Source organism: Bordetella genomosp. 12, from assembly GCF_002261355.1.
Lineage (GTDB): Bacteria > Pseudomonadota > Gammaproteobacteria > Burkholderiales > Burkholderiaceae_B > Bordetella.
In genome coordinates this window covers 828,421-849,085 of the sequence record NZ_NEVU01000003.1, presented here as the reverse complement: position 1 = coordinate 849,085, position 20,665 = coordinate 828,421, and the positions used below count along the sequence as shown (strand labels likewise).

21 protein-coding genes and 1 pseudogene are annotated in these 20,665 nt (G+C 61.3%); 3 read left to right on the top strand and 19 right to left on the bottom strand.

What is annotated here, in order from left to right; translation table 11 throughout:
• Positions 1–181 precede the first annotated feature (181 nt).
• The 19 genes and pseudogenes from CAL22_RS16090 to CAL22_RS16000 form a co-directional block, all read right to left on the bottom strand.
• On the bottom strand, positions 182–1,099 hold the full coding sequence (locus tag CAL22_RS16090; protein WP_094814952.1) for a TrfA: 918 nt from the start codon (positions 1,097–1,099) through the stop codon (positions 182–184).
• A 122-nt stretch (positions 1,100–1,221) separates the two neighbouring features.
• Entirely contained in the window at positions 1,222–2,241 is a 1,020-nt protein-coding gene (virB11, locus tag CAL22_RS16085) for a P-type DNA transfer ATPase VirB11 (RefSeq protein ID WP_094814950.1), read from the bottom strand.
• A complete protein-coding gene (gene virB10 / locus CAL22_RS16080; RefSeq protein ID WP_094814948.1) occupies positions 2,219–3,352 on the bottom strand; it encodes a type IV secretion system protein VirB10 in 1,134 nt (377 codons plus the stop codon). Before virB10 ends, virB11 begins: the two co-directional genes overlap by 23 nt.
• Positions 3,353–3,362: 10 nt before the next feature.
• The gene (locus CAL22_RS16075; RefSeq protein ID WP_094814946.1) at positions 3,363–4,235 is read right to left on the bottom strand and encodes a TrbG/VirB9 family P-type conjugative transfer protein; all 873 of its coding nucleotides are present in this window, start codon (positions 4,233–4,235) and stop codon (positions 3,363–3,365) included.
• Positions 4,236–4,263: 28 nt separating this feature from the next.
• Positions 4,264–4,950: a virB8 family protein gene (locus CAL22_RS16070; RefSeq protein ID WP_094814944.1), complete on the bottom strand. Its 687-nt coding sequence runs from the start codon at positions 4,948–4,950 to the stop codon at positions 4,264–4,266.
• Between the two features lie 3 nt (positions 4,951–4,953).
• Complete coding sequence (locus CAL22_RS16065; RefSeq protein ID WP_094814942.1) at positions 4,954–5,094, bottom strand: conjugal transfer protein; 141 nt, start codon at positions 5,092–5,094, stop codon at positions 4,954–4,956.
• An 88-nt stretch (positions 5,095–5,182) separates the two neighbouring features.
• Positions 5,183–6,133: a type IV secretion system protein gene (locus tag CAL22_RS16060; RefSeq protein ID WP_094814940.1), complete on the bottom strand. Its 951-nt coding sequence runs from the start codon at positions 6,131–6,133 to the stop codon at positions 5,183–5,185.
• 9 nt (positions 6,134–6,142) lie between these two features.
• The gene (locus CAL22_RS16055) at positions 6,143–6,847 is read right to left on the bottom strand and encodes a type IV secretion system protein (RefSeq protein ID WP_094814938.1); all 705 of its coding nucleotides are present in this window, start codon (positions 6,845–6,847) and stop codon (positions 6,143–6,145) included.
• A 39-nt stretch (positions 6,848–6,886) separates the two neighbouring features.
• On the bottom strand, positions 6,887–7,270 hold the full coding sequence (locus CAL22_RS16050; protein ID WP_094814936.1) for a hypothetical protein: 384 nt from the start codon (positions 7,268–7,270) through the stop codon (positions 6,887–6,889).
• A gap of 191 nt (positions 7,271–7,461) precedes the next feature.
• Positions 7,462–8,010 (bottom strand): hypothetical protein, encoded by a 549-nt coding sequence (locus CAL22_RS21025; protein ID WP_143276980.1) that lies wholly within the window; start codon positions 8,008–8,010, stop codon positions 7,462–7,464.
• On the bottom strand, positions 8,007–10,466 hold the full coding sequence (locus tag CAL22_RS16040) for a VirB4 family type IV secretion/conjugal transfer ATPase (protein ID WP_094814932.1): 2,460 nt from the start codon (positions 10,464–10,466) through the stop codon (positions 8,007–8,009). Before CAL22_RS16040 ends, CAL22_RS21025 begins: the two co-directional genes overlap by 4 nt.
• A 10-nt stretch (positions 10,467–10,476) precedes the next feature.
• A complete protein-coding gene (locus CAL22_RS16035) occupies positions 10,477–10,797 on the bottom strand; it encodes a type IV secretion system protein VirB3 (RefSeq protein ID WP_094814930.1) in 321 nt (106 codons plus the stop codon).
• Positions 10,798–10,800: 3 nt separating this feature from the next.
• Positions 10,801–11,121 (bottom strand): TrbC/VirB2 family protein, encoded by a 321-nt coding sequence (locus CAL22_RS16030; RefSeq protein ID WP_094814928.1) that lies wholly within the window; start codon positions 11,119–11,121, stop codon positions 10,801–10,803.
• A gap of 92 nt (positions 11,122–11,213) precedes the next feature.
• On the bottom strand, positions 11,214–11,873 hold the full coding sequence (locus CAL22_RS16025) for a lytic transglycosylase domain-containing protein (protein WP_094814926.1): 660 nt from the start codon (positions 11,871–11,873) through the stop codon (positions 11,214–11,216).
• An 11-nt stretch (positions 11,874–11,884) separates the two neighbouring features.
• On the bottom strand, positions 11,885–12,559 hold the full coding sequence (locus CAL22_RS16020) for a TrbM/KikA/MpfK family conjugal transfer protein (protein ID WP_094814924.1): 675 nt from the start codon (positions 12,557–12,559) through the stop codon (positions 11,885–11,887).
• 58 nt (positions 12,560–12,617) lie between these two features.
• Positions 12,618–12,911 carry a plasmid mobilization protein gene (locus tag CAL22_RS16015; protein WP_094814922.1) on the bottom strand — a complete coding sequence of 98 codons (294 nt, stop codon included), beginning with the start codon at positions 12,909–12,911 and terminating at the stop codon, positions 12,618–12,620.
• 282 nt (positions 12,912–13,193) lie between these two features.
• Entirely contained in the window at positions 13,194–13,955 is a 762-nt protein-coding gene (locus CAL22_RS16010) for an SDR family oxidoreductase (RefSeq protein ID WP_094814920.1), read from the bottom strand.
• A gap of 434 nt (positions 13,956–14,389) precedes the next feature.
• A complete protein-coding gene (locus tag CAL22_RS16005) occupies positions 14,390–15,025 on the bottom strand; it encodes a trimeric intracellular cation channel family protein (protein ID WP_094816700.1) in 636 nt (211 codons plus the stop codon).
• 26 nt (positions 15,026–15,051) lie between these two features.
• A pseudogene (locus CAL22_RS16000) lies at positions 15,052–16,313 on the bottom strand (M20 family metallopeptidase).
• Between the two features lie 236 nt (positions 16,314–16,549).
• Between CAL22_RS16000 and CAL22_RS15995 the strand changes: the two are divergent.
• The 3 genes from CAL22_RS15995 to CAL22_RS15985 all read left to right on the top strand — a co-directional run bounded on the left by CAL22_RS15995 (position 16,550) and on the right by CAL22_RS15985 (position 20,517).
• Positions 16,550–17,068, top strand: a complete 519-nt coding sequence (locus tag CAL22_RS15995; protein ID WP_094814918.1) for a sigma-70 family RNA polymerase sigma factor — start codon at positions 16,550–16,552, stop codon at positions 17,066–17,068.
• Positions 17,065–18,027: a FecR domain-containing protein gene (locus CAL22_RS15990; protein ID WP_094814917.1), complete on the top strand. Its 963-nt coding sequence runs from the start codon at positions 17,065–17,067 to the stop codon at positions 18,025–18,027. The genes CAL22_RS15995 and CAL22_RS15990 overlap by 4 nt, the downstream gene beginning before the upstream one ends.
• A gap of 84 nt (positions 18,028–18,111) precedes the next feature.
• On the top strand, positions 18,112–20,517 hold the full coding sequence (locus CAL22_RS15985) for a TonB-dependent siderophore receptor (protein WP_094814915.1): 2,406 nt from the start codon (positions 18,112–18,114) through the stop codon (positions 20,515–20,517).
• The last annotated feature ends 148 nt before the right edge of the window (positions 20,518–20,665 follow it).

Sequence of the window (20,665 nt, the reverse complement as noted above, 5' to 3'; positions counted from 1 at the left end):
TTTCCGAAAACGAGGCGCGATGCTGTGACGATAAAGCGCGATGCTATGACGAAAGGCCGCGATCTTATGACGCGCCCGGCGCGATGCTATGACGACGGGAAAAGTGACTTGTCCACAGGCTGAAAAGGCGCTCAGACAGCTTGTTCTTGGGGAGAAAGCGCGATGCTATGACGATGAAAACTTACCGATCCAGCCGCGTCCAGACCGCTTGTTCATGGCCTCGAATGGCGACTTCAATCCGGGGTTCAGCAATGATGTTCAGAGCTTCCAGCTCGCTCAGGCTGCGCTCCAGCGTCGCCCGAAAATCGCGCATGCGTCCGGTGTATTGCGCTCGCTGCTTGAGGATTTTCAGGCTGTATTTCTGCTGGATGTCGGCCGATGTGCCGATCAGGCGTTGCAGGCTCTTGGACAGGTCGTGGCGCATTAGCAGGCGCTTGGTCCAGTCCACCAGGGCATATTCCCGGTTGCCAAAAATCTGCGCCCAGCGCGGGTCGGCGTACAGGGTGTAGCTGCCGCTGGCTTCGTGATAATCGAAGCCGCCCAGCATGGCCAGCACGCGGGTCGATGGGTGTTTGCCATAGCTGTACTTCACCGAGCCATCCCTGCGGCGCGCTTCGATGCACAGGGTAAAGCGGGCCAGGTCTTTCATGCCCTCGTGCAGCCATTCGTAGGCGCTGCCGCCGGTGGGTCGGCCCATGCCGCGTAGAAAATCCGCCCGGTTGATGACGGGCGCTTCGCCCAGCAAGGCCGTGGTTTGCAAGTACATGGCGTGCATCCAGATGTCGGCGTGGTCCTCGCTCAATTGCTTACCTGAGCCTTTGAGCAGGATATGCGCGCCCTCCAGAAACACGGTGTCGTCATGCAAGTGACGCCAGCCCCGGCGCACGGGCGCGAAGACGGCGCTGCGGGCGATGTAGTTGGGGATCGCATGGGCGGTTTCGTTGATGCCCGGCAGAATGAACGGGGCGGGTGTCGCGGCCTGCTTTTCAGCGGCGTCGGCGATGGCCTGGGCCGCTTTCTGTTGGGCGCGTTGCATGGCGGCTGACAGGCGCAGCAGGTTGTTATCTTCGTGAAAAGGCGCACGGGTGGATGTGCTCATGGGGCAAGCTCCAGACGAACCCATGCAAGGCCCGCCTGGAACGTGTGCAGCGCCTCACACGGGTTTCAGGGGGTGGGGCGACCGGGCAAGATGAGCCAGGCCACTACAAAGGGGAAATTCTGTCAGGCGCTGGTCTGTCGCCTGGGCTCAAACCAGAGTTCTTTCAGGCGGAAGCGCTCAAAGTGCAGCACGATGTCCACGGTCTGACGTAGAAACGCCTGGATAGTCGGCAGGTCGAGATTGCCGCCGGTGGGGGATTGTTTTATCAGCATGGCCAGGCGGTCAAAGGCGTCGGCTGCGCCATTGGCGTGGGTGGTGGTGACGGATCCTGGATGGCCGGTGTTGAGTGCGGCCAGATAATCCCAGGTTTCGGGGCCGCGCAGTTCGGCCAGGAAGATTCTGTCGGGTGACAAACGCATGCAGGCGGCCAGGCTTTCGGTGGCGGATACGCGACCGCGCGCCCCACCATACATGAGGTGTACCCGGTTTCTGTGCCGGGACAGGATCAGTTCATGCACATCCTCAATGGTCACCAGCCGCTCATCGACGGGCACGCGGTCGATGAGCGAGCGGGCAAACGTTGTTTTACCTGAGCCCGTCGCGCCAGTGATCACCAGATTCTTGCGCGCCAGCACCGCCTCATGAAGAAAGCCGGGGAGGTCGCCGTCGGCCTTGAGTGACATCAGCGTCTGGTCGGTTGGCGACAGGCCTGCCGCCGAGTAGCCTGCGTCAGCGTCTTGGGTAGCGGTAAACGCGCCTTGCGCTAGCAGTTCCTCCAGGGATAGTGCAACTTGTGCATGCTTGCGGATATTGATGGCCAGGGTGCCGTCGATGCAGGCCGGGGGCTGCACAATCTGGCCGCGTTCGCCGTCAGGCAGGATGACCGACTGGATGGGACTGCGGGCCATGTGGTTGTAGGCCGCCAGGGCGGTAGCCAGCGCTTCCAGGTGCGGGTAAGTCAGCGCCGGGCAGTCATGCAGCAACCAGGCTCCGCGCACGCGGGTATAGAGTTCCCCAGCGCGCACGATGGCGATTTCCGTCACGTTGGGGTCGTCCAGATGCTGGGATAAAGGCCGCAGGAAGGTACGTACCGCAATGGCGCGGTCAAAGGGAATGGGGTCAATGGATGGGTTCGAGCTCATAGACGTGGCTGAAGTCCAGATCGCGGGCGACCATGATGCCGATACGTTCGCCCTGGTTCTTGTAAAGCGTGGGGGGAATGTCTAAAGACCTTTCCAGGATTTTGGCGACCGCTTCCTGGCCTCCTTCGGCGGTGTTGTCGAAGCGGATGTTGTTGCTGCCGGATTGCCCCTTGTTAGAAGCCCAGTTGCCGAAGTCGCCGACCAGCGACAGCAGGATGGCGTTGCCGAAGCGTTCCCAGAAATGATTGTCGATATGGCCGTCCAGCCCGGCTTCGCCCAGCGGGCCGGTGCCGGGCGAGGCCAGGTCCACGATGATGCCGGTTGGGGTTTCCAGCCGGTTCCATGTCACGAAGGCGCGGGCCTGGCCCTGCTGGATGCCGCCGGACTGATAACCGGTGAACTTGGTACCTGCGTCGATCAACTTGACCTTGCCATTGGCGCTCATGACATCGTGTGTCGCCAGGCAAGTCAGCAGGCCGGGCTGGGTGCTGACCAGTTTCGTCTGCAAGGTACAGTCGATCATGGTGCCTTGCGTCAACAGAAAGTTCCGGTCGCCCAGTTGTCCGGCAACGGAGGGTGCTAGTTCTAGGGGCCGCAGCTTATCGGCGAGCGGCCCTGCATCACTGTAGGGGCCGTTGGGGCCATTCGGCTGATTGCTTGCTGTGCTACCGCCTTCCGCGCCGCCCGCTTGCAGCGGGCTGGCAAGCCGACGCTGGGCCACTTCATCTACAGGCGGCGGTGTAGCCGGTGCCGATGGCGGAACAGCATAGCGGGGGATGGCTGCAGGCTCGGGGAACGGTGGCGGCAAGGGGGCTGGAGGTGCCGGTCGTTCCACTTTTGGGGCTTTGAGGCGGTTGGTGATGCCGCTTTGATCCGCTTCTAGGCCGGTATCGGCCTTTGCGCCGGGTTCCCCGCCCCAGGCTTTTAGGAGCACGCCGACGGCCACGGCGATGGCGACCAGTATGGTGAGCCAGAGAAAGGCCCGGGCGCCGCGCGGGGCGCTGCGCCCGGTGGCATCCAGATTCGGAGCGTCGCGATCAAGGCCGGGGGTAGCAGCGTGCGTATCCGGTGGCGGGGATGCCTGGGCTGGGCCGTGTTCTTTATCCGTCATGGGGATTCCTTCATTGCGTGACTTCACGGATGCGCAGCGTGGGCACGGGCGCAGCGGCTGAGGGTTGCTTTGCAGTGGCGCCCTTCACGTTGCGGCGTACTGCCGGTGAGGCGGTGCCGGTATGGGCGGGTACGGGTGTCACGCCGTAGGCGTCGTTGTGGATGGCCAGCACTTGATTGCCCAGGCGCAGGTGCCAGCGGGCAGCAGTGCGATGTAGAACCATGGTGCGCTCATCGGCCATGTGGTGGTTGGTGATGACTTCCTGGCCGTCGGGGGTGACGCGGTACACGGTGGGAATGTCGGCTTCCGGGGCGAATTGCAGCCAGGTCTGACGCCCATCGTCCCAAGCGTGTACCGGGGCGATGGCTGCATCGCCGCTACGGGTGTAGGCCATCCAGTTCGTGGGATTGCCAGCGGTTTGCAGAGCGCGTTCAACGGCGGCTTTTTGCGCCGCCTGGGCGCGTTGCCGGGCCTGTACTTCCGGGTATCGGATCACCAGCTTGTAAAGCGCGGGCGCGCTGCGGTTGTCGCTGTAGGAAAGCCTGAAGCTGTAATCGCGCCGGTCGGTGATGACGATGAGATTGGTGTCGGCATCCTCTGCCGTCGGTTTGAAGAACAGATGATTGTTCTTGTGGGTGAAGGCATAGGCCTGGCTGTCGCCAAAGACATGATAGAGGTAGCTTTCGCCGGGTTCCAGCATGATGTGCGTGGCCACGCCGATGACGGCATCAAGCTGGATTACATCAGCGGGGTTGTAGTTCACATAGCGCACGCGATGATCGAGCCGCGAAGAACGCGGATTCTCCAGCGCCAGGGCGCTGACAGGCAAGGACAGGCACAGCAGTAGCGCCAGCGCCTGCCGGGTAAGGAGGTGTTCAAACATGGGGATTCCTTCTGATCCTTGTCGGGGTTCAGCGCGACAGGTCGGCGGCCAGGTCGTAGCGCATGACCTGAAAACCCAGCGGGTTGCGGCGGGCGACCTCTTCTGTGAGCGGCACATCGGCGTACTGATAGGCCATGGTGGCGATCAAGTGCCTGACCTTGGTGATGTTGCCAGTGCTGACTTCCCGTTCTGCCTTGGTGAACCGGACAATGGCCGACTGGTTGGCCCCAAGGGTGATGGAATGAACCTGCACATCGACCGTGCTTAGAGTACCCAGACGCGTGGTGACGGCATCCGGCCCTTCAAACCGCTGGCCGTATTGCGTCTGGATAGGCGGGGAAGACAGCAGAGCGCAAGTGTCGAATTGCTCCTGTATGGTTTGCCAACTGTAGCTTTCGCAGTTCAGCACATAGGCGTTCAGGAAATACTTGGCGATGCGCTGGCCGTAGTCTTCCATGGGCTGGCCCAGGGTGCTGACATGCTCGATGGCGCCGGTGGCATTATCGACCCGCACCACATACATTTGCGGCGGCTGCTTTAAAGGGGTAAGTCCGGCCACGGCCAGGACGGACGCGAAGGCGATGAGGCCCGCCCCCATGGCAACTTGCCAGGCACGTTTGCGGCTTTTAACCAATTCGCCGAGGTGGTCGCGCTCCAGGCCGCGCGACTGCTCCAGCCAGGCGGCGATGTCTTCGGATTTAAGGGCTTCTGACACGGCTCAGACTCCTTGGGTAAGCGGGGGTGGCGTGGCGTTGACCGGAATGCGGGGCGCATCAGCGGGTTGGGGCGCCTGAGGCGCGTGGAAGGCGCAGCCAGCCAACAGCCCGGCCAGCGCCAGGGCGGCAAAGAGTTTTTGCATGGGAAAGGCTCCTGTCCTGCCGGGCTGGCAGAAGGATGGAATGGGAAAAGGGCTGAATCGGCCCGGCGTAGGCCAACAGGTGGTTGGTTTATTTGCCGCGTAGTCGAAGCATGCTGCGCAGTCTCATGATGGAAAACGCGCCACGTGCAGCGGTGCCGATGCCAAGCTGAGCGCCGAAGCCGTTGGAAAGACCGGCGGCGAGGCCGGGAATCATGACCATGATTACGAGACTGGCGACACCTACCAGAAGCTGCGCTCCGAAAAGTCCGAGAATGTCCTTGGCTCCACCATTTATCTGGTCGGCAATCATGCGGATAAGCTGGATATTCAGTTGCAGAATCAGCCCGAATATCAGGCCAGCCAAAAGCGCCAGGAATATGAAATTCAAGGCTTGTGAAACCCAGCTGTTGAAAAGCGGTTTGGTCGGCTCAAACAGTGTGGCTGCTATGAAGATAGGGCCAGAGGCCACGACAAGCGCCATGCCGACTTTACACACTACGACAATGACCATGATGATGCTGCCGAGTATGGCCGCATTGATCCGGACCATCGTCGCCAGCAGGCTGACCAGCATTTCTTTGGTGGAGGGCAGGACGTTGTACCAAGCGTCCTGCCCCTTCCCCATCATGGCATTGGAGGCTTTTCCTGTCTCGGTTTGTAGTTTGTCCACTTCTTCGGCCACGCTGCCGCTACTGATTGCGACCTGAGTAATGTCGTCAGGTAGCGCGATCATCGTCTTGGCAATGTCGTTCTGGTATAGCCCTCCGACACCAAAAATCATCGCTGTAATGGCTACGAGGATGGCCTTGCGGAAGAACTCCGTGACCGTCATATTGCTTTGACCGTGCATGAGAGCAAAGGCGTACACCACGAACTGTAGCGTGAGTCCCACGACTATCATCGGCATAAGGGCTTCAAACAGCGCCTGCATCGGGTCGTTGATGGCATCGCTCAGTGTGTTTTCTGTCTGAGTCATGACCCATTGGGCAACATCGCTGGGCGCGGAAGGCGGGGTTACGGATGGGGTCAGGCCAGACATGATGTGGCCTTACCTTTCGCTTCCGGCGGCTTCGCCAGTTGCGTCATTATTCCCGAACCAGCCGCCGTATACCCGTTCCGCCCTGGCTTGCAGCAGGTTTCGCTCCGCTTCCAGTTGCTGGGCGGCAAGCTGAATACGGGTCTGTTCTGCCGCAATATTGGCTTGCTCGATTTGGATTCGGGCCTGGAGTTCGGCGATTTCCTTCGGGTTGGTAGTGTGGTTGATCTTGTCTTGTAGTGAATCTACATTGGATAGTCTCTGTGTCATGGAGTTATAAGCGCGCTCGCTCATGGCCTTGGCAGTAGCCTCAATGTTCAGCGCTTGCTTTGAGAGCGCCTGGCGATCCTCCTGAAAATTCACAGGGGCCAGTACATCGTCTGTAATGCGTGACACATCGCCAGTCAAACCTGAACTGCCGGTGCGGTTCAGAAGGTCGTTGGCGTTGGAAGGCAGGGCGGCACGAAGCTGGTTGCGGATGTCGTAATCATTGGCCAGATTGCCGTACCCACGGGATTGCGTGAAAGCGGCCAACTGATCTTTCGCGGTGGCGAGCTGTTCAGTCAAATTCGCCAACTGGTCGCGGGCGGTTAGTAATTGCTCCTGCAATTGGGCAATCGTGGCCGCATCTACCGTAGGAATACCGCTGGCATGTGCGGGGTTCAGGAATGTGGCGGACAGCACTATGCCCGCCGTAAGAAACTTGCAGCGTGTCATGGGAAGAACTCCGAGGGAATGCGCCTTAGGGCGCAGAGATCAGGGGGTGGCGTCAGCCTGCTGAGCAATAGCCAGATACTCAGCTTCAGTGGCGCGATGCGCTTTCATCTGGTCTGAAACGATGAGGTCGGCAGCTTCGTCGTAGGCAATCTGCTTATCGCCGACAATCAAGATGTTGTCTGATCCTTCCAGTTTGCCGGGCAGCTTGTGAGCCTGATAGCCGCCGCCAAACGGATCCTTGGTTACAACGGTAAAGAGAAAACTGTCGCCGTTACGTGTGATATGGATAGCATCAGGGTCATATTTGCTATCTGATTTCCAGTACCCAAGAAATTTCCCACCGTCCGGCTCCGTCTTGCATCCGGCCAGGACGGTCAGCAGGATGGCTGCGCCGGCAGCGGTGATGAAATACCTTCGATTCATGGGGTCTTCCTACGGTGAGCGGTTATTGGGATGAGTCTGGCTGCGCTTGCACGCTGCCCAGGCGTCAGCCACGCTGCAAGCGGCTCCGACCTTTGTAAGCCAGTAGGCACGCTCCAAAGGTTTCAGAATGTTCCACCAGGCCTTGCCTGCGGCTTCATCGGGCGTGGGGCTGCGTCGAGGGTTTTGGGTGTCTATGGGCATAGGTCTGGTCCCTCTTGTTCCACCCTGTAAGTCAGGTCTAGCGCGTGATCGAAGCGCACGCCGATCAGATCGGCGATCCGTTGATAATCATGCGGGTTGGGCGGTTGGCCATTCAATTTGTGCACATACAGGCTGTAATACTTGTGCACACCTTGCTCAAAATAGGCACGATCTTCGCTTGGGAACGTGGAGCGAAACCATATCTCCGGCGTCGTCCGTGGGTCGTTGCACGAGGGTTCAGAAATGCCGTAATCCCGTGCGTGACGCACCAGTTCATCAGCATTAAAGGTAACGCGGTCCAGTTCGATGTCTCGGGTATGGGTTTCGCCTGCCGCGAGGTTTTCATGCGTCCAGTGTTCGGCATGGATAGAGACGATGAAGGCATCCTCCGGTGGGTGGGTATCCGGGGCTTCCAGTCCCAGGCGGGCATAGAAGTCCTGATCCTTGACAGCTTGTAGATCGTCGCGGGCTTGTGTCTGTCGCTGCCTGCCTTCAAGCGTGGCGCGATCTTTGGCCCGGTCGCGGGTGGTTTGTTTCATAGATGGTCTCTCTGCGCGGTGGCCGTGCTCCGGCGGCTTTGCCGAACGTTATCGAGATAGACAGGCAACCAGGCGGCGGGGTCCGGCCCGGCCTGGGCAACGGCTTGTTCTGCAATCTCGGCCATGTCGGGGCTGCCGGAGAACACCAGCAGTTCGTCGTCGCAGCCGGATAAGTCCAACTGGGCGACGGTGACGCTGGAGCCTTGCTTGACCAGAAACTTGCGGCTGGCCTCGCCCAGCGTTTTCAGAAGCTCGAACTCGGCGGCGGTCAGGCCGAAGCCTTCGATGTAATCGCGGGCACGAGCCTTGGGGTTAGGCAGCAGAATTAAGGTGGCTGTCTGCTGCACTAGCGATGGGCCGACCGAGTTTTCCGTGATGGCGCCAGGTTCCTGGGTGGCGAAAGCCAGCACGCCGTTTTTCTTGCGAATGGTGCGGCTGGCGTCTTGCATGTCCTCCTGAAAATGGCGGTCTTTCAACGGGTGCTGGCACTCGTCGTACAGGTTGATGATGCGGCGGCCATCGTGCAGCGCGTCGATGCGGTGCTTCAGATACATGGTGGCCGCGCCGCGTACCGCGTCATCGTCCAGCAGCTCGGTGAGGTCAAAACCGAAGATGGCAGGTGCGCCGCCGTCGCTGGCCAGACTCAGTTCGTCGGCAGGGTTGTCGAACAGCCAGCCGTATTCCCCGCCCTGGCACCAGGGGGCCAGCCGGGCGTGAATGGTGCTGGCGCTGTCATCCTCGCTGTAGGGGTTAGGCAGCAGCGTGTTCAGCGTCGAGAGGGTGCGGGCTTCCCGGTCGATGAGTGTGGTCAGCTGCTGCACGGCCTGGCTGATGTCGGCATGTTGGCGCGTGCTGACCGCTTCGCCCCGGCGCTCAGCCAGCCATACCACCAGACGCACCATGAACGCGACATTGCCCTTGGTGGGCTCCATCTGAAACGGATTCCAGCCGGTTGCTTCACCCAGGCGAATATTGAAGTACCGGCCGCGCAGCGCCATGATGAGCACTTGCATCCCCTGATCCTTATCCCAGACGACGCACGTAGCACCAAACTTCTGCGCCTGAGTAAGCAGCATGCCCTGCAGCACGGTCTTGCCGGTGCCGGTCATGCCGATAATCATGGTGTTGCCCGGCCGGCGCTTGCCGGTTTCATCGAGGTCTTCGATGGACGCATGGAAGTTGAAAAAGAACGGGCTGCCTGTTTGCGTCTTGAGCAGAGTGACGGCCGGCCCCCAGGGGTTGCCTGCCGGCTTGCCGGTCAGTTGGTTGTGCAGGCTGGAAAAGCACAGGAAGTTGAGCGAGGTGATGGGCACAGGGCGCGGTCGCCAGTGCCAGTTGCCAGGCAGTTGCGCCCAGAACCCGGCTTCCAGTGCCCGTTCCAGCGGCCTGAAGCCGACGGCGTCCTCGGCCAGGGCTGTTGCGGTATGAGCCAGTGCCTGGCGCACGCCTTCGGCGGTATCGCCGTAGATCAGCACGGTGGCGTGATGGTCGCCCAGGCCCAGGCGGCTGGAGGTCAGGTCGTCCATCGCCTTGGTCAGTTGGCTGATTTGGCTGTCGGCATCGTCGCCCGAATCGACCAGCAGCTTGTGATGCTTCTTGACCAGTTTCTTGGCAGCGGCTCCGGTATGGCTGCCCCATGATTGGGTGAGCACAAACTCATGTGGCAGGCCCAGCAGCCGGTCAAGGTGACCGGGTTTGCTGGCTTCGGGGTAGTCGCGCAGTTCCATCATGCCGAATAGGCGCGAGTCGGCGACGGTGCGTAGTTCACCCAGTTCGCCGTGGCGGCCGAAAATTGGTCTGGCGTAGGGCAGGGTATCGCGCAGACGCTCCCGGCTGACCGGCACAGGCCGATGCCGACCAGACAGAAGAAAGCTCAGAAACTCAGCGGTTTCACTGAACGCGAACCCCTTGCGATCTACGATTCTCAGGGTGTGCGGGTCATAGCGGTACAGGCCCGCCGTCAGGGTGCGCAGTATGCTGTCCAGGCGCTCGATGGATTCCGCCTGCCAGTGCGCGATGCGTTGGGCGTCCGCTTTCTCCAGGCTGGCGAATGTGCCAAGGACGGGATCCTGCACCGGGTGAACCAGAACGGTCAGGTACAAATCGTTGACCATCAGGCCTGAGACGTCGAACGTAGCGCGGTAAGCAGCGTCAAACTGTGCGGCGAAGGGTTGACTGAAAGTGCTTTCGGGGTATTCCGTGACACGGCGGCGAACGATATGGGAATAAAGACCGATGGAACCCATGGGCAGGCCGCGCAGCACGTTATGCAGGGCTTCGATCCAGTCTTTCAGTTCGGCTTGCGCGTAGGCGTCGGGCGCACGGCCCGCCACCTTGATGACGGCCAGGTACTCGTGGTTGTCGCAGGCGATGATCTGATCGGTGACGTGGTGGGAATAGGGCAGGTAGCGCGAAACCCGCCGTTCATCCACGGCGAGGGTGGCGGCAGCAGTCATGGGGCATCCTTTATTTGATGAGCGTGCGCCAGGGGCGGTGGCGGTGATAGCCCTGCAGGGCGTAGCTCGAACCCTGCCAGAAGCGTTGATTGCGATTGCGGCGGCGGGTCTTCAGTTCAAGCCAGATCACATCCAGGGCTTTATCGTCGTCGCGGGTCAGGATGGCCAGGGCGGGCATGACCACAAACAGCAACCCCCACCAGGCCAGGCCCGCCGTCATGGCGATCATGGCCACGCAGGCAAAGGCGCCCAGCAGCAGCTTGGTCGGAACGCCCATGAAGGTGGCCTTGCGCCCCAACCCTTTGAAGACCGGATAGGTGTTCTCAGTCATGGCTTACTTCCAGAGCAGCACCACCAGTTCGGCGGCGGAACCGGCCAGGAGCACTCCGATCCCCCAGCGGATGGCATCGTCTTTGCGCATCACTTCGGCTGAATACAGCACGAAGATGATGATCCCGATGATGATGGCGGCAATCGGCAGAATGACGTCGAGGTTGTCGCGCAGCGTCTCCAGCGTGGTGCGCGCTCGGGAAAGCCCCCCGATGGATTGAGCCGTTGTAGTCTGATGGATGCCAAACAGCAGTGTGGCAGTAGTCAGTTTGTTGATGGAGCGCAGCAGCGGCGCAGTGCTTTTGAGGCGTTTCAGTAGAGACATGCGAAGACTCCTGCCCCGGACGCTGGGCGCGCTGGGGTAAAGGATGAAAGAAGAAGGAGATGGCCGCAGCGGCTTGGGCGTCAGGTGTCGGGCTACTGCTCGGATTCGGATTCGGATTTGCCGTCGTGTGGCCGAGAAAAACCGTCGGTTGCCGGGTTGGCGCTGAAGCCGTCCGGTGTACCTTCGGCTTGCGTGCTCTGCTCCTGATCCGGCTCTTGTGCCGAATCCGCTGACGCTGCCCGTGGTGTGGGCGGAGGCGTTTCTTTGGCCAGCGGAGCTAAGGCGGGCACTTTGATCTGAGCCTGGGTCAAGACCTTGCCGACATAGCCATTGCTGAAACCACGGCTGAAATTGCCGGTGTTGTAGCAGGACAGAGCCGCGCGTAAGGCTTGCTGTGGATCCTTGTGGCTGGGCAATGCCCTGACGTAACAATCAGCCAGCACCGTCTGCGCAGCCGCCAGATTGCGGCAGGGGTCAAATACGGTGGCGGTGTCCAGATTCAGCCAAGCCCAGTTGCGCACATTGATTTGGCCCAGCCCGGCATCAAAGTCGATGCCTTGGTCGATCAGGCGCTGCGCCGCTGCGCTGGCTTCGGCCAGTGTCCTGGGCTGACGCGGCAGGTGTTGGCCTTTGCGATTCACGCCTATGGCGTATTGGCGGGCGCGGGACTCATGCCGCACCAGGGCGTGCAGCGTGACCGGGTGGATGTTAGGTGCGCAGCTCAGGGCCAGGGCGGCAAGCTCTGTGATCATGGCGAGTTTCCTCAGTATTCGTTGCGTCGCCTAGGGTCAGTCAAGGAGAAATTCCAGCCCCTGGCCCAGCGGCCATCGTGTTCGGCATCCCACTTGGCCTGCGCCGCCTCGTAGTCCGCGGCCTTGACCCAGCGCCCGCCCATGGTCGGCTGGCCTACGTACCGAACCGATAGTTCATGCGTCCAGGCGTGATTGTTGTAGACAACGCAGTAGGTGGGAAGCTGGGTAAGCGTGACGGTGGGCAGCGGGTGGACTTCATAGACGGGTTCCGTGCTGTCTCCGCTTCCGTAGCTGTGGCTGCGTTCGCGCCACTTATATGCGGTGGCCGCATAAGTGCGATTCAAAAACTCCACATCACATTTCCCGGCTCCGCGTGAAATCGCGTCCACGCGCTCAGGCATGCCTGGGTCGCTGGATGCGGGGCATTCGGACAGAAAGGAACGCCTCGCCGCAACCGTTGCCGCCCAGTCCAGGCCGCGCTTGTTGAATTTCTTGATGCTGAAGTAGTGATCCAGCGAAGGGCTGCATTCACCAGGGCGCAGGCTGGACGACAGGCATAACGTCGCTTCGCAGGCCAGACGGGGGATGCCGGTGAGCAGTTCCAGGGTGTCAGTGGCATGGGCAGCCGGAGCCAGGACGCAGGCGAGTGCCAGCGCCCCGGCCCGCAGGGCGGGAAGGGTGTGCATGGGGGAAGTCTCCGGGAAGGGTAATGCTGGTGGCCGTAGAGCAGGCCGGGGGAAGGGTCTAGCGTTGTTGCAGAAGGGTTTGCTGTGCGATGGCGATGTGCTCAGGCTTGGCCATGGCCCGCAGCAGATGAGCCGTTTCGATAGCAGCCACGCGGGTATCGCGCAGGTGGCCCAGGTCAGCCACGATCTGACGCAACAGCGCCAGTTCTTCCTGCAACGTGTCGTCGGCGGAGAGCCGCCGCCTTATATAGTTAGAGAGGGATAGCCCTGACAGGGCCGCTGCCTCGCCCAAGCGGGCAGCATGGGACGGGGTCACCCGGATGCGGATGACCTCAGAGAGAGGTTCGTTCATAGAGAAGCCTGTCGGAATGATGTTTCAGAAAGCTTGTGTCAGTAAGTGCTGTGGGAGAAAATGCAGATAGTTGATTAGCTTCGCTGACAGCAAGCAGAGATTTTTGGGTACCTGTTTGGGTACTTATTCAGGATGAATCGCCTGTAACTAGCATAAACATTGACTATTCGAGTCTCGCCGTCGCACCAAGAATACTTAGCAGTACGCAGTTGCAGAAACCCGCGATTCTCTTAGAGACGCGGGTTTTTTGTTGCCCGCCTTCTGGGCGGCGCCATGGCGCATTTACGCGGCTTTGAGTGCGCCGTTATCGATGGGGATCACCTGCCCGGTGATGGACTTGCCCGCGTCGGAGCTCAAAAAGACGCATAGCGCGGCGATGTCTTTGGGGTCCACAAAGCTTTTGATCGACTGGATGCTGAGCATGGAGGCACGTTCGTCTTCGACCGTTTTGCCATTGGCGCTTGCCCGGCCTTGCAGCACATTTTCGATGCGCTGGCCGCCCACGGCGCCGGGGGCGATGGCGTTGACGCGGATGTTGTCGTTGCCCAGTTCGATGGCCAGCGTCTGCGCCAGGGAGATCAGGCCGGCCTTGGCCACACCGTAAGGGCTGCGGTTGGGGTAACCGAATCGCCCTCCCAGCGACGACATGATGAGGATGCTGGCCGTTGCTTGCTGTTTGAGGTGCGGGATGGCCAAGCGGGTGACATTGAAGGTGCCGATCAGATCCACGGCAATGACTTGCTCCCATTTAGCGGGGTCTACCTCTTCGACCGTCGCGGTCGGCCCGGCGATGCCCGCGTTGTTGACCAGCACATCCAGGCCTCCCAGGGCCTTGATGGCAGCCGGGATCATTTTCTCGATGTCGGCGAGTTTGGCGTTGTCGCACAGCGTTGCCAGCAGGCCGGGGACTTCCCGTTGGGCAGCGTCGATCGCCTGCTGATTGATGTCGGTGATGAAGACGGTGGCGCCCGCCGCGACGTAAGCCCGGGCAATTTCAAGCCCGATGCCGGATGCGGCTGCGGTGATGAGAACTTTCTGGCTCATGTTGATCTCCCGTGTTTGGCGGTGAAGCTGTCGTCGGGCCCATGGCGTGGCGATGATTCGCGCAAGCGTTCCGGCTCGACGAGAGGGGTTGGGCAGCGCTCAGGAACAAACGAGGGTCTGGGTTGCGAACGCCGTGTCTGTGGCCTTGCGCCAGTCGCCAAAGGCTTGCGCGCCGGTTGAGACAATGGTGCAGACATACTGCCATCAGGGTAGGCTGCCGCGGCATCGGAGAAAGATGCCGAGCCGGCTGTCGGGCGCGCCGCGCAGGAAACCCGTGTCCAGGCACCGAGGCGGCGTGCGTGCAAACTTGGGCGGGTCATGACAGCCCTCCTTGAGTGGCGGCGATGCGCTGTAGGCATTCTACGGCGGGATAGCTCACCGCGCGCGCAACACAGAATGCCAACCGGGCTATTGCTCTTTACGTGGCGAAGGGGTCAGTCGCTATGTTTTTTTCCGTAGTCGGAGGCGCGCGGCAAGTTCCATTTGTAGCGTAGCGATAGATACCGCAGGGCGAAACAAACAAACAGCGCGAACCAGGTTCGCGCGCTCGACATCCATCCAAGGCGTTCCCCCACCACCTCGATGAGCGCGCCGACCAATGCGGCAGAGGCGTAGATCTCGCGTTGGAGGATGACCGGTACGCGGTTTAGCAGCACGTCACGCACCACGCCTCCGCCCACGGCGGTAACCACCCCGAGCAACACCGCGACCTCGGCGTTGTGTCCGTAGATCAGCGCTTTCTGCGCTCCCGTGACCGCAAACAAGCCCAGCCCCAGGGAGTCAAAAAAGGTTACGGGGTGCGCCAAACGGGTCACCAGAGAGCCTGCGGCGATCGTCATGACAGCGGCCACCATGGCCACGGTCAGGTAGCGCCAGTCTGTCAGGCCGGCCGGAGGGACCGCGCCGATGCACAGGTCACGCACGATGCCGCCGCCGCAAGCCACGGAGAAGGCGATGACCATGACGCCAAACCAATCCAGGCCGCGATTTCGGGCCGCCACCGCGCCGCTGATCGCAAACGCAAATGTCCCCGCCAGATCAAGCACGGTAAACAGACCGTGCTGATTCAAGGCCGCGAGGGCCAATTCGTGCACGCTCATGGTTGCGGACACAACCAGGCACTGGCGGCGGTCAACATGGCTTGCAAACCGGTCTCCAGCGTAGGATGAATTTCAGGTGCGAATTTCGGGGAGTGATTGCTTGGGATTTGGTTCACGGTTTTGTCCCGCAGGGCCTTGGCGTAGATCTCGGGGTGGGTGCCCCCGACGAACCAGAAGACGTAGGGGACGTTCCAGGTTCGGCCGAAAACGCTGAAGTCTTCACTGGCTGCCGCCGGCGCGGCGGCCAGGGCCGCATTCTTGCCGAATTGCTGCTCGAAAGCTCGGCCGACTCTCTGAGTGGCTGCCAGATCGTTTTCGGTCAGGGGGTAGCTGTTGATGGTCGTGAATTCTGGCGCGCGTTCGGCGCCGGAGGCGTCGCACTCGGCGCAGCAGATGCGGCGAATGGACTTGAGCATGTATTGCCGCGTATCTTCGCTGTACGTGCGCATATTCAGTTTGATCGTCGCATCGTCCGGAATGATGTTCTCTTTGGTGCCGGCTTGCAGCGAACCGATCGTGAGCACCGCGGGCTCGGTGGGCGCGATTTCTCGCGAGACAATGGTCTGCAGCCGTAGCGTGGTGGCCGCAGCCATGATGACCGGATCGATCGAGGTTTGCGGCTGTGAGCCGTGAGAGCCGCGCCCGAATAGCCGGATTTTCAGGCTGTCGCCGGCCGACAGGGTGACGCCAGGCCGATAGCTGACGGTGCCTGCGGCCCCACCATGACGTGCTGGCCCAGGATGATGTCGGGCTTGGGGAAGCGGTCTTGCCCCCAGTCGCTCACCATGGCGCTGGCTCCTTCGGCCGTCTCCTCTCCCGGCTGGAATACGACGATCAGGGTACCCTGCCAGGCGCCGCGGTTAGACGCCAGAATGCGGGCGGCACCAAGCATCCACGTCACATGCATGTCGTGGCCGCAAGAGTGGGCGACGCCCACCTCCATGCCGTCGGCGTCGCGCACGGTGATGGTACTGGCATACGGCAGCCCGGTGTTTTCGGCCATCGGCAGCGCGTCCATGTCGGCGCGCAACATGACCGTCGGGCCGGCGCCGTTCTCCATGACGCACACCACGCCGGTGACGCCGACATGGGGGGTCACGTCGTAACCATAACGCTGCATTGCCTCGGCAACGATCCCAGCGCTGCGCACTTCCTGCATGGACAGTTCAGGGTGTTGGTGTAGATCCTTGTAGATGGCTTCGAGTTCGGCCAGCAGGGCCGGATCTGCCTGCTTCAATGCTTGAGTCAGCGCATTCATGACAGTTCCAGAAATGAACGACGGGAAAGGGCAGACTGCGCCGGGCCGTCACTGGCCGGTCGATTCGTGCCTGGCGGGGCGGGTCTATCATCGGGCAGTCTTGCATACCTTACACCGCCGCGCCGCAGCGCGTTCGGGCACGCCTGGCGTCCGGGCACCAGGCGTGCCCGAACCCGCCCGTCTGATATAGAATGCGATCGATTCCCATTCCTGATGGAAGATCGGTCCGCGCCGCCATGCTTTCGCCGTCTACTCTTTTATCGGACCAGCAACTTCTGGTTCGCATCCATACCGAAGACCGGCCCTGGTTGTTGGGCAGGCTTTATACCCGGTTGCGCAACATCGAGGATGCTGAGGACATCGCCGGCGATACGTTCGTGCAATTGATTCAGACGCCGCGACTGGCTTCTGTGCGCGAACCGAGGGCGCTCATCATCACGATCGCCAAGCGCCTGGTCTGGAAGTTGTGGCGCCGCCGGGAACTCGAGGCCGCCTGGCTCGAAAGCCTGTTTGCGCAGGGGGAGGCTCTCGCGCCTTCCCCTCAGGAGCAACTGAGCGCGCTGCAGACACTGCAGCAGGTCGACCAAATCCTCGACGGCTTGTCCGTCAAGGCGCGCGCGGCCTTTCTGTACAGCCAGCTCGATGGTTTGACGCACAAGGAGATCGCGGCCTTGCTGGGAGTGTCGGTAAGCATGGTGCGGCAGTACATCGCGCAGGCGCTGGCGCGCTGCTATGCGCTGGCGGAATCGACGTGAAGCGTGACCAGGCCGCAGCAGAACCCGGCGACAGAGCGATTGCTTTCTGGATGACGCTGACGTCGGGCGAGGCGACCGATGCTGACCGGCATGCCTGCGCCGTCTGGCGTGCCGCGGATCCCGCGCATGAGCGCGCCTGGGGCCGTTTGCAGCAGGGGTTGAATCAGTCGGTCGGGCGCCTGGAGTCGGTGATGAAAACCGAGTATCACGCCTTGCGCAGCACCTTGGAACGTCCCGCTCGGCGCCGGATTCTGCTGAATGCGGCGGGCCTGGTGGGCGCCGCGGCAGTCGGCGCCTGGGCCACGGATCGCGTCACCCCCTTGGGCAATATGCTGGCCGATCTGGGCACTGCCACGGGAGAACGCCGGTCCTTCACATTGCCGGATGGCAGCATGCTGACGTTGGATGCACGCAGCCGGGTGGATCTGGCCTTTGCGGGGCGGCAACGCAGCATACGGCTATTGGAGGGGGCGCTGCTGCTCCAGCCGCGTGAGGATCCCTTGGCCTTGTTTGAGGTGTTGACGCCGCACGGGCAGGTGCGTAGCGCCGGCGCCAGTTGCATGGTGCGCCTGGAGCGGCAGTCCAGCCTGGCGGTTGCCTTGCAAAGCCGCATCGAGGTCTTGCCGCGTGCCGGCGAGCCGGTCATGCTGGACGCCGGCGAGGGCACGCGTTTCGGGCAAACCTGGGCTGATCGGCCTGAGCCCATGGCAGATGCCGCCGCCTGGCAAGAGGGCTGGCTCAAGGTGCGCGATCAGCCCTTGGGGACGGTGGTCACGGCGCTGGAACGTTATCGCACGGGTTTGTTGCGGGTGAGTCCGCAGGCGGCCACGCTTGCGGTCTCCGGCCTTTATCCTTTGGATGACGCCGATCGTGCCCTCAGTGCGCTGGAACACACCTTGCCCATCACCGTCAGCCGTTATACGCGTTGGCTAACCGTGATCGACGTGCGCACAGCCTGAGTTTTTTTCTCAAAGCCACTGTCACTTTTCGGATCTCGCGGCACATATCTCCATATCGCTGTGCGCAACGTATCGGAGATCCTCATGCGCGTGTTACCTGTTCCTTCCGCCCTGAGCTTGGTGGTGGCCCTAGCGGCCGTCAGCCTGTCTCAGCCCGTTCATGCCCAGTCGTCGGCGCCGCTGGCATTTGCACTGCCTGCCGCGAGCCTGGACACCACCCTGACGGAAATCGCGCGGCTGGGCAAGATCGTCGTGTCCTATGACCCGCAGTTGGTGCGCGGCCTGCACGCACCCGCGGTACGCGGCGTGTACACCGTCGACGCGGCGTTGCGCGCAGCCTTGGCCGGTAGCGGATTGGAGCCTGCGCGAGTGGCCGATGGCACGCTGACCCTGCGGCGCGTGGATGTACAGGCAACGACCCTGGCGCCCGTTGCCGTCTCGGCGCAACAGGCACCGACGGACTCTAGCGGCAGCTATGTGGTACCGGCCAGTAGCAGTGCGACCCGCCTGCTGCTGTCGCAACGTGAAACGCCGCAATCGGTCACGGTGGTGACGCGTCAGCGCATGGATGACCAGGCCATGCAGAACCTCGATGATGTGTTGCAGGCCACCACCGGCATTTCGGTCATCCAGAACGGATCGGAGCGGTCGGTTTATCAGGCACGCGGGCAGTTGGTCGACAATCTGCAGATCGATGGCTTGGCTACCAATATCAGCAATGCCTACTCGTTCGATGCCATCAACAAGCCCACCACCGAAATCTACGATCGGGTCGAGGTGGTGCGCGGCGCCACGGGTTTGCTCGAAGGCGCCGGCAACCCGGCCGCCGCCATTAACCTGATCCGCAAGCGGCCTGGCATGGAAAGCCAGGGGATCGTGACCGTCTCCGCAGGCTCCTGGGACGATTATCGGACAATGCTGGATGTCTCTTCGCCCTTGAATGCGTCCAAGACTTTGCGTGGCCGCGCCGTGATGGCCTACACCAATGCGGGTAGTTTCATCGAGCATGCGGGCAAGGAGAATCAGCTTTTCTACGGCATTCTGGAAGGCGATGTCACGCCGGCGACCACCGTCACCGCGGGCCTGAGCTACCAGAAGGATCGCAACCAGGGCTACGATTGGTCCGGCCTGCCTACGCGCGCCGACGGTTCCTTCTACCCGATGACACGCAAGACTTCCCTGGTCGGCAGTTGGAACTATCTGGACAAGCGCAATACCAATCTTTTCGCCGATATCAAGCATGAGCTGGACAATGGCTGGAAACTGACGCTGGCTGGCAACTGGCTGTCTGCCAAGTCTGATTTTCTGGGCAATTACACGCAACGCACCACCGGTGATCTGTTCACCCTGAATCCGCGCTTGTTTCAGTATGACGACACGCAATGGGGGCTGGATGCTTATGCATCGGGTCCCTTCCAGTTGCTGGGGCGTCAGCACGAGCTGGTCATCGGCGCGTCGACGCGCAAGGACGACTTCAGTTACCACGGCGGGCGTGACGTCAGTTACCGCTATCTGGTTGATATGAACAACCTCGGGGCTTTTGACCCGCCGGCGCCGACCGGCCTGGATGCGGATATGTGGCATTACAACATCACGCAGAAACAGCAAGGCATTTATACCGCCGGGCGCTTCAGCCTGGCGCAAGGCACGACCTTGGTCCTCGGCGCGCGCATGAGCTGGTTTGATTTCGACCGGTATGCCCAGACGACCGTGCGCACCGAAAGCCGCTATAAGCAGAGCGGCAAAATCACGCCCTATGCGGGTCTGGTGCAGGATCTGAGTGAGGACATTTCTGCCTACGCAAGCTACACCGAGATCTTCAAACCGCAGGAAAACATAGGTGTGGACAATGAAGTGCTCAAGCCGATGACGGGGCAGAATTATGAAGTCGGCCTGAAAGGGGAATTCCTGGAGAAACGGATCAATGCCGCACTGGCCGTTTTCCAAACGGACCAGAAAGGCCGGGCGGACTTGATCGAGAACAGTGATCTGTGCCCGCCAGGGGTTTTCTATTGCTATAGGGCTGCGGAGAAAGTTCGCAACCGGGGCGTAGATTTTGAGATCAACGGTGCGCTCACTCCGGCCTGGCATGTGAGTTTCGGGTATACCTACACCCAATCGAAATATGCCCAAGGTCCGCAGTCAGGTCAGGCGTTTGCCACGACCTACCCGCGGCATTTGTTGAAAGTGTCGACCGATTACCGCTTGCCGCAGCGCTGGAATCAACTGCGCATCGGCGGTTCGGTGTATGCCCAGAGCGGCATTTACAACGTCAGTGGCGCCGATGAGGACGAATATCGTATTTCGCAGTCGCCTTATGCGCTGGTTGGATTGCACGCCATTTATGAGGTCAATAAGAACCTGACGGTGCAGTTCAACGTAGATAACCTGTTCGACAGGGAGTACTACCAGTCCGTAGGTAATCCGAATTACTGGAGTTTCCAGGGCCAGCCGCGCACGTTCCGCCTGGCGCTGCGGGCTACCTTCTAGCCACCAGGCCTGGCGCATCAAAACAATACCCCCGCTGCGCAAGGCTGCGGCCACCGCAGGTGCGGCCGCGGCAGGGCCGCTTGGGCAGACACCGCTTCTGTTCAGGCGGCCACTGAAGTCCGTTGAGGTGCGACTGAGCGCAGGCATT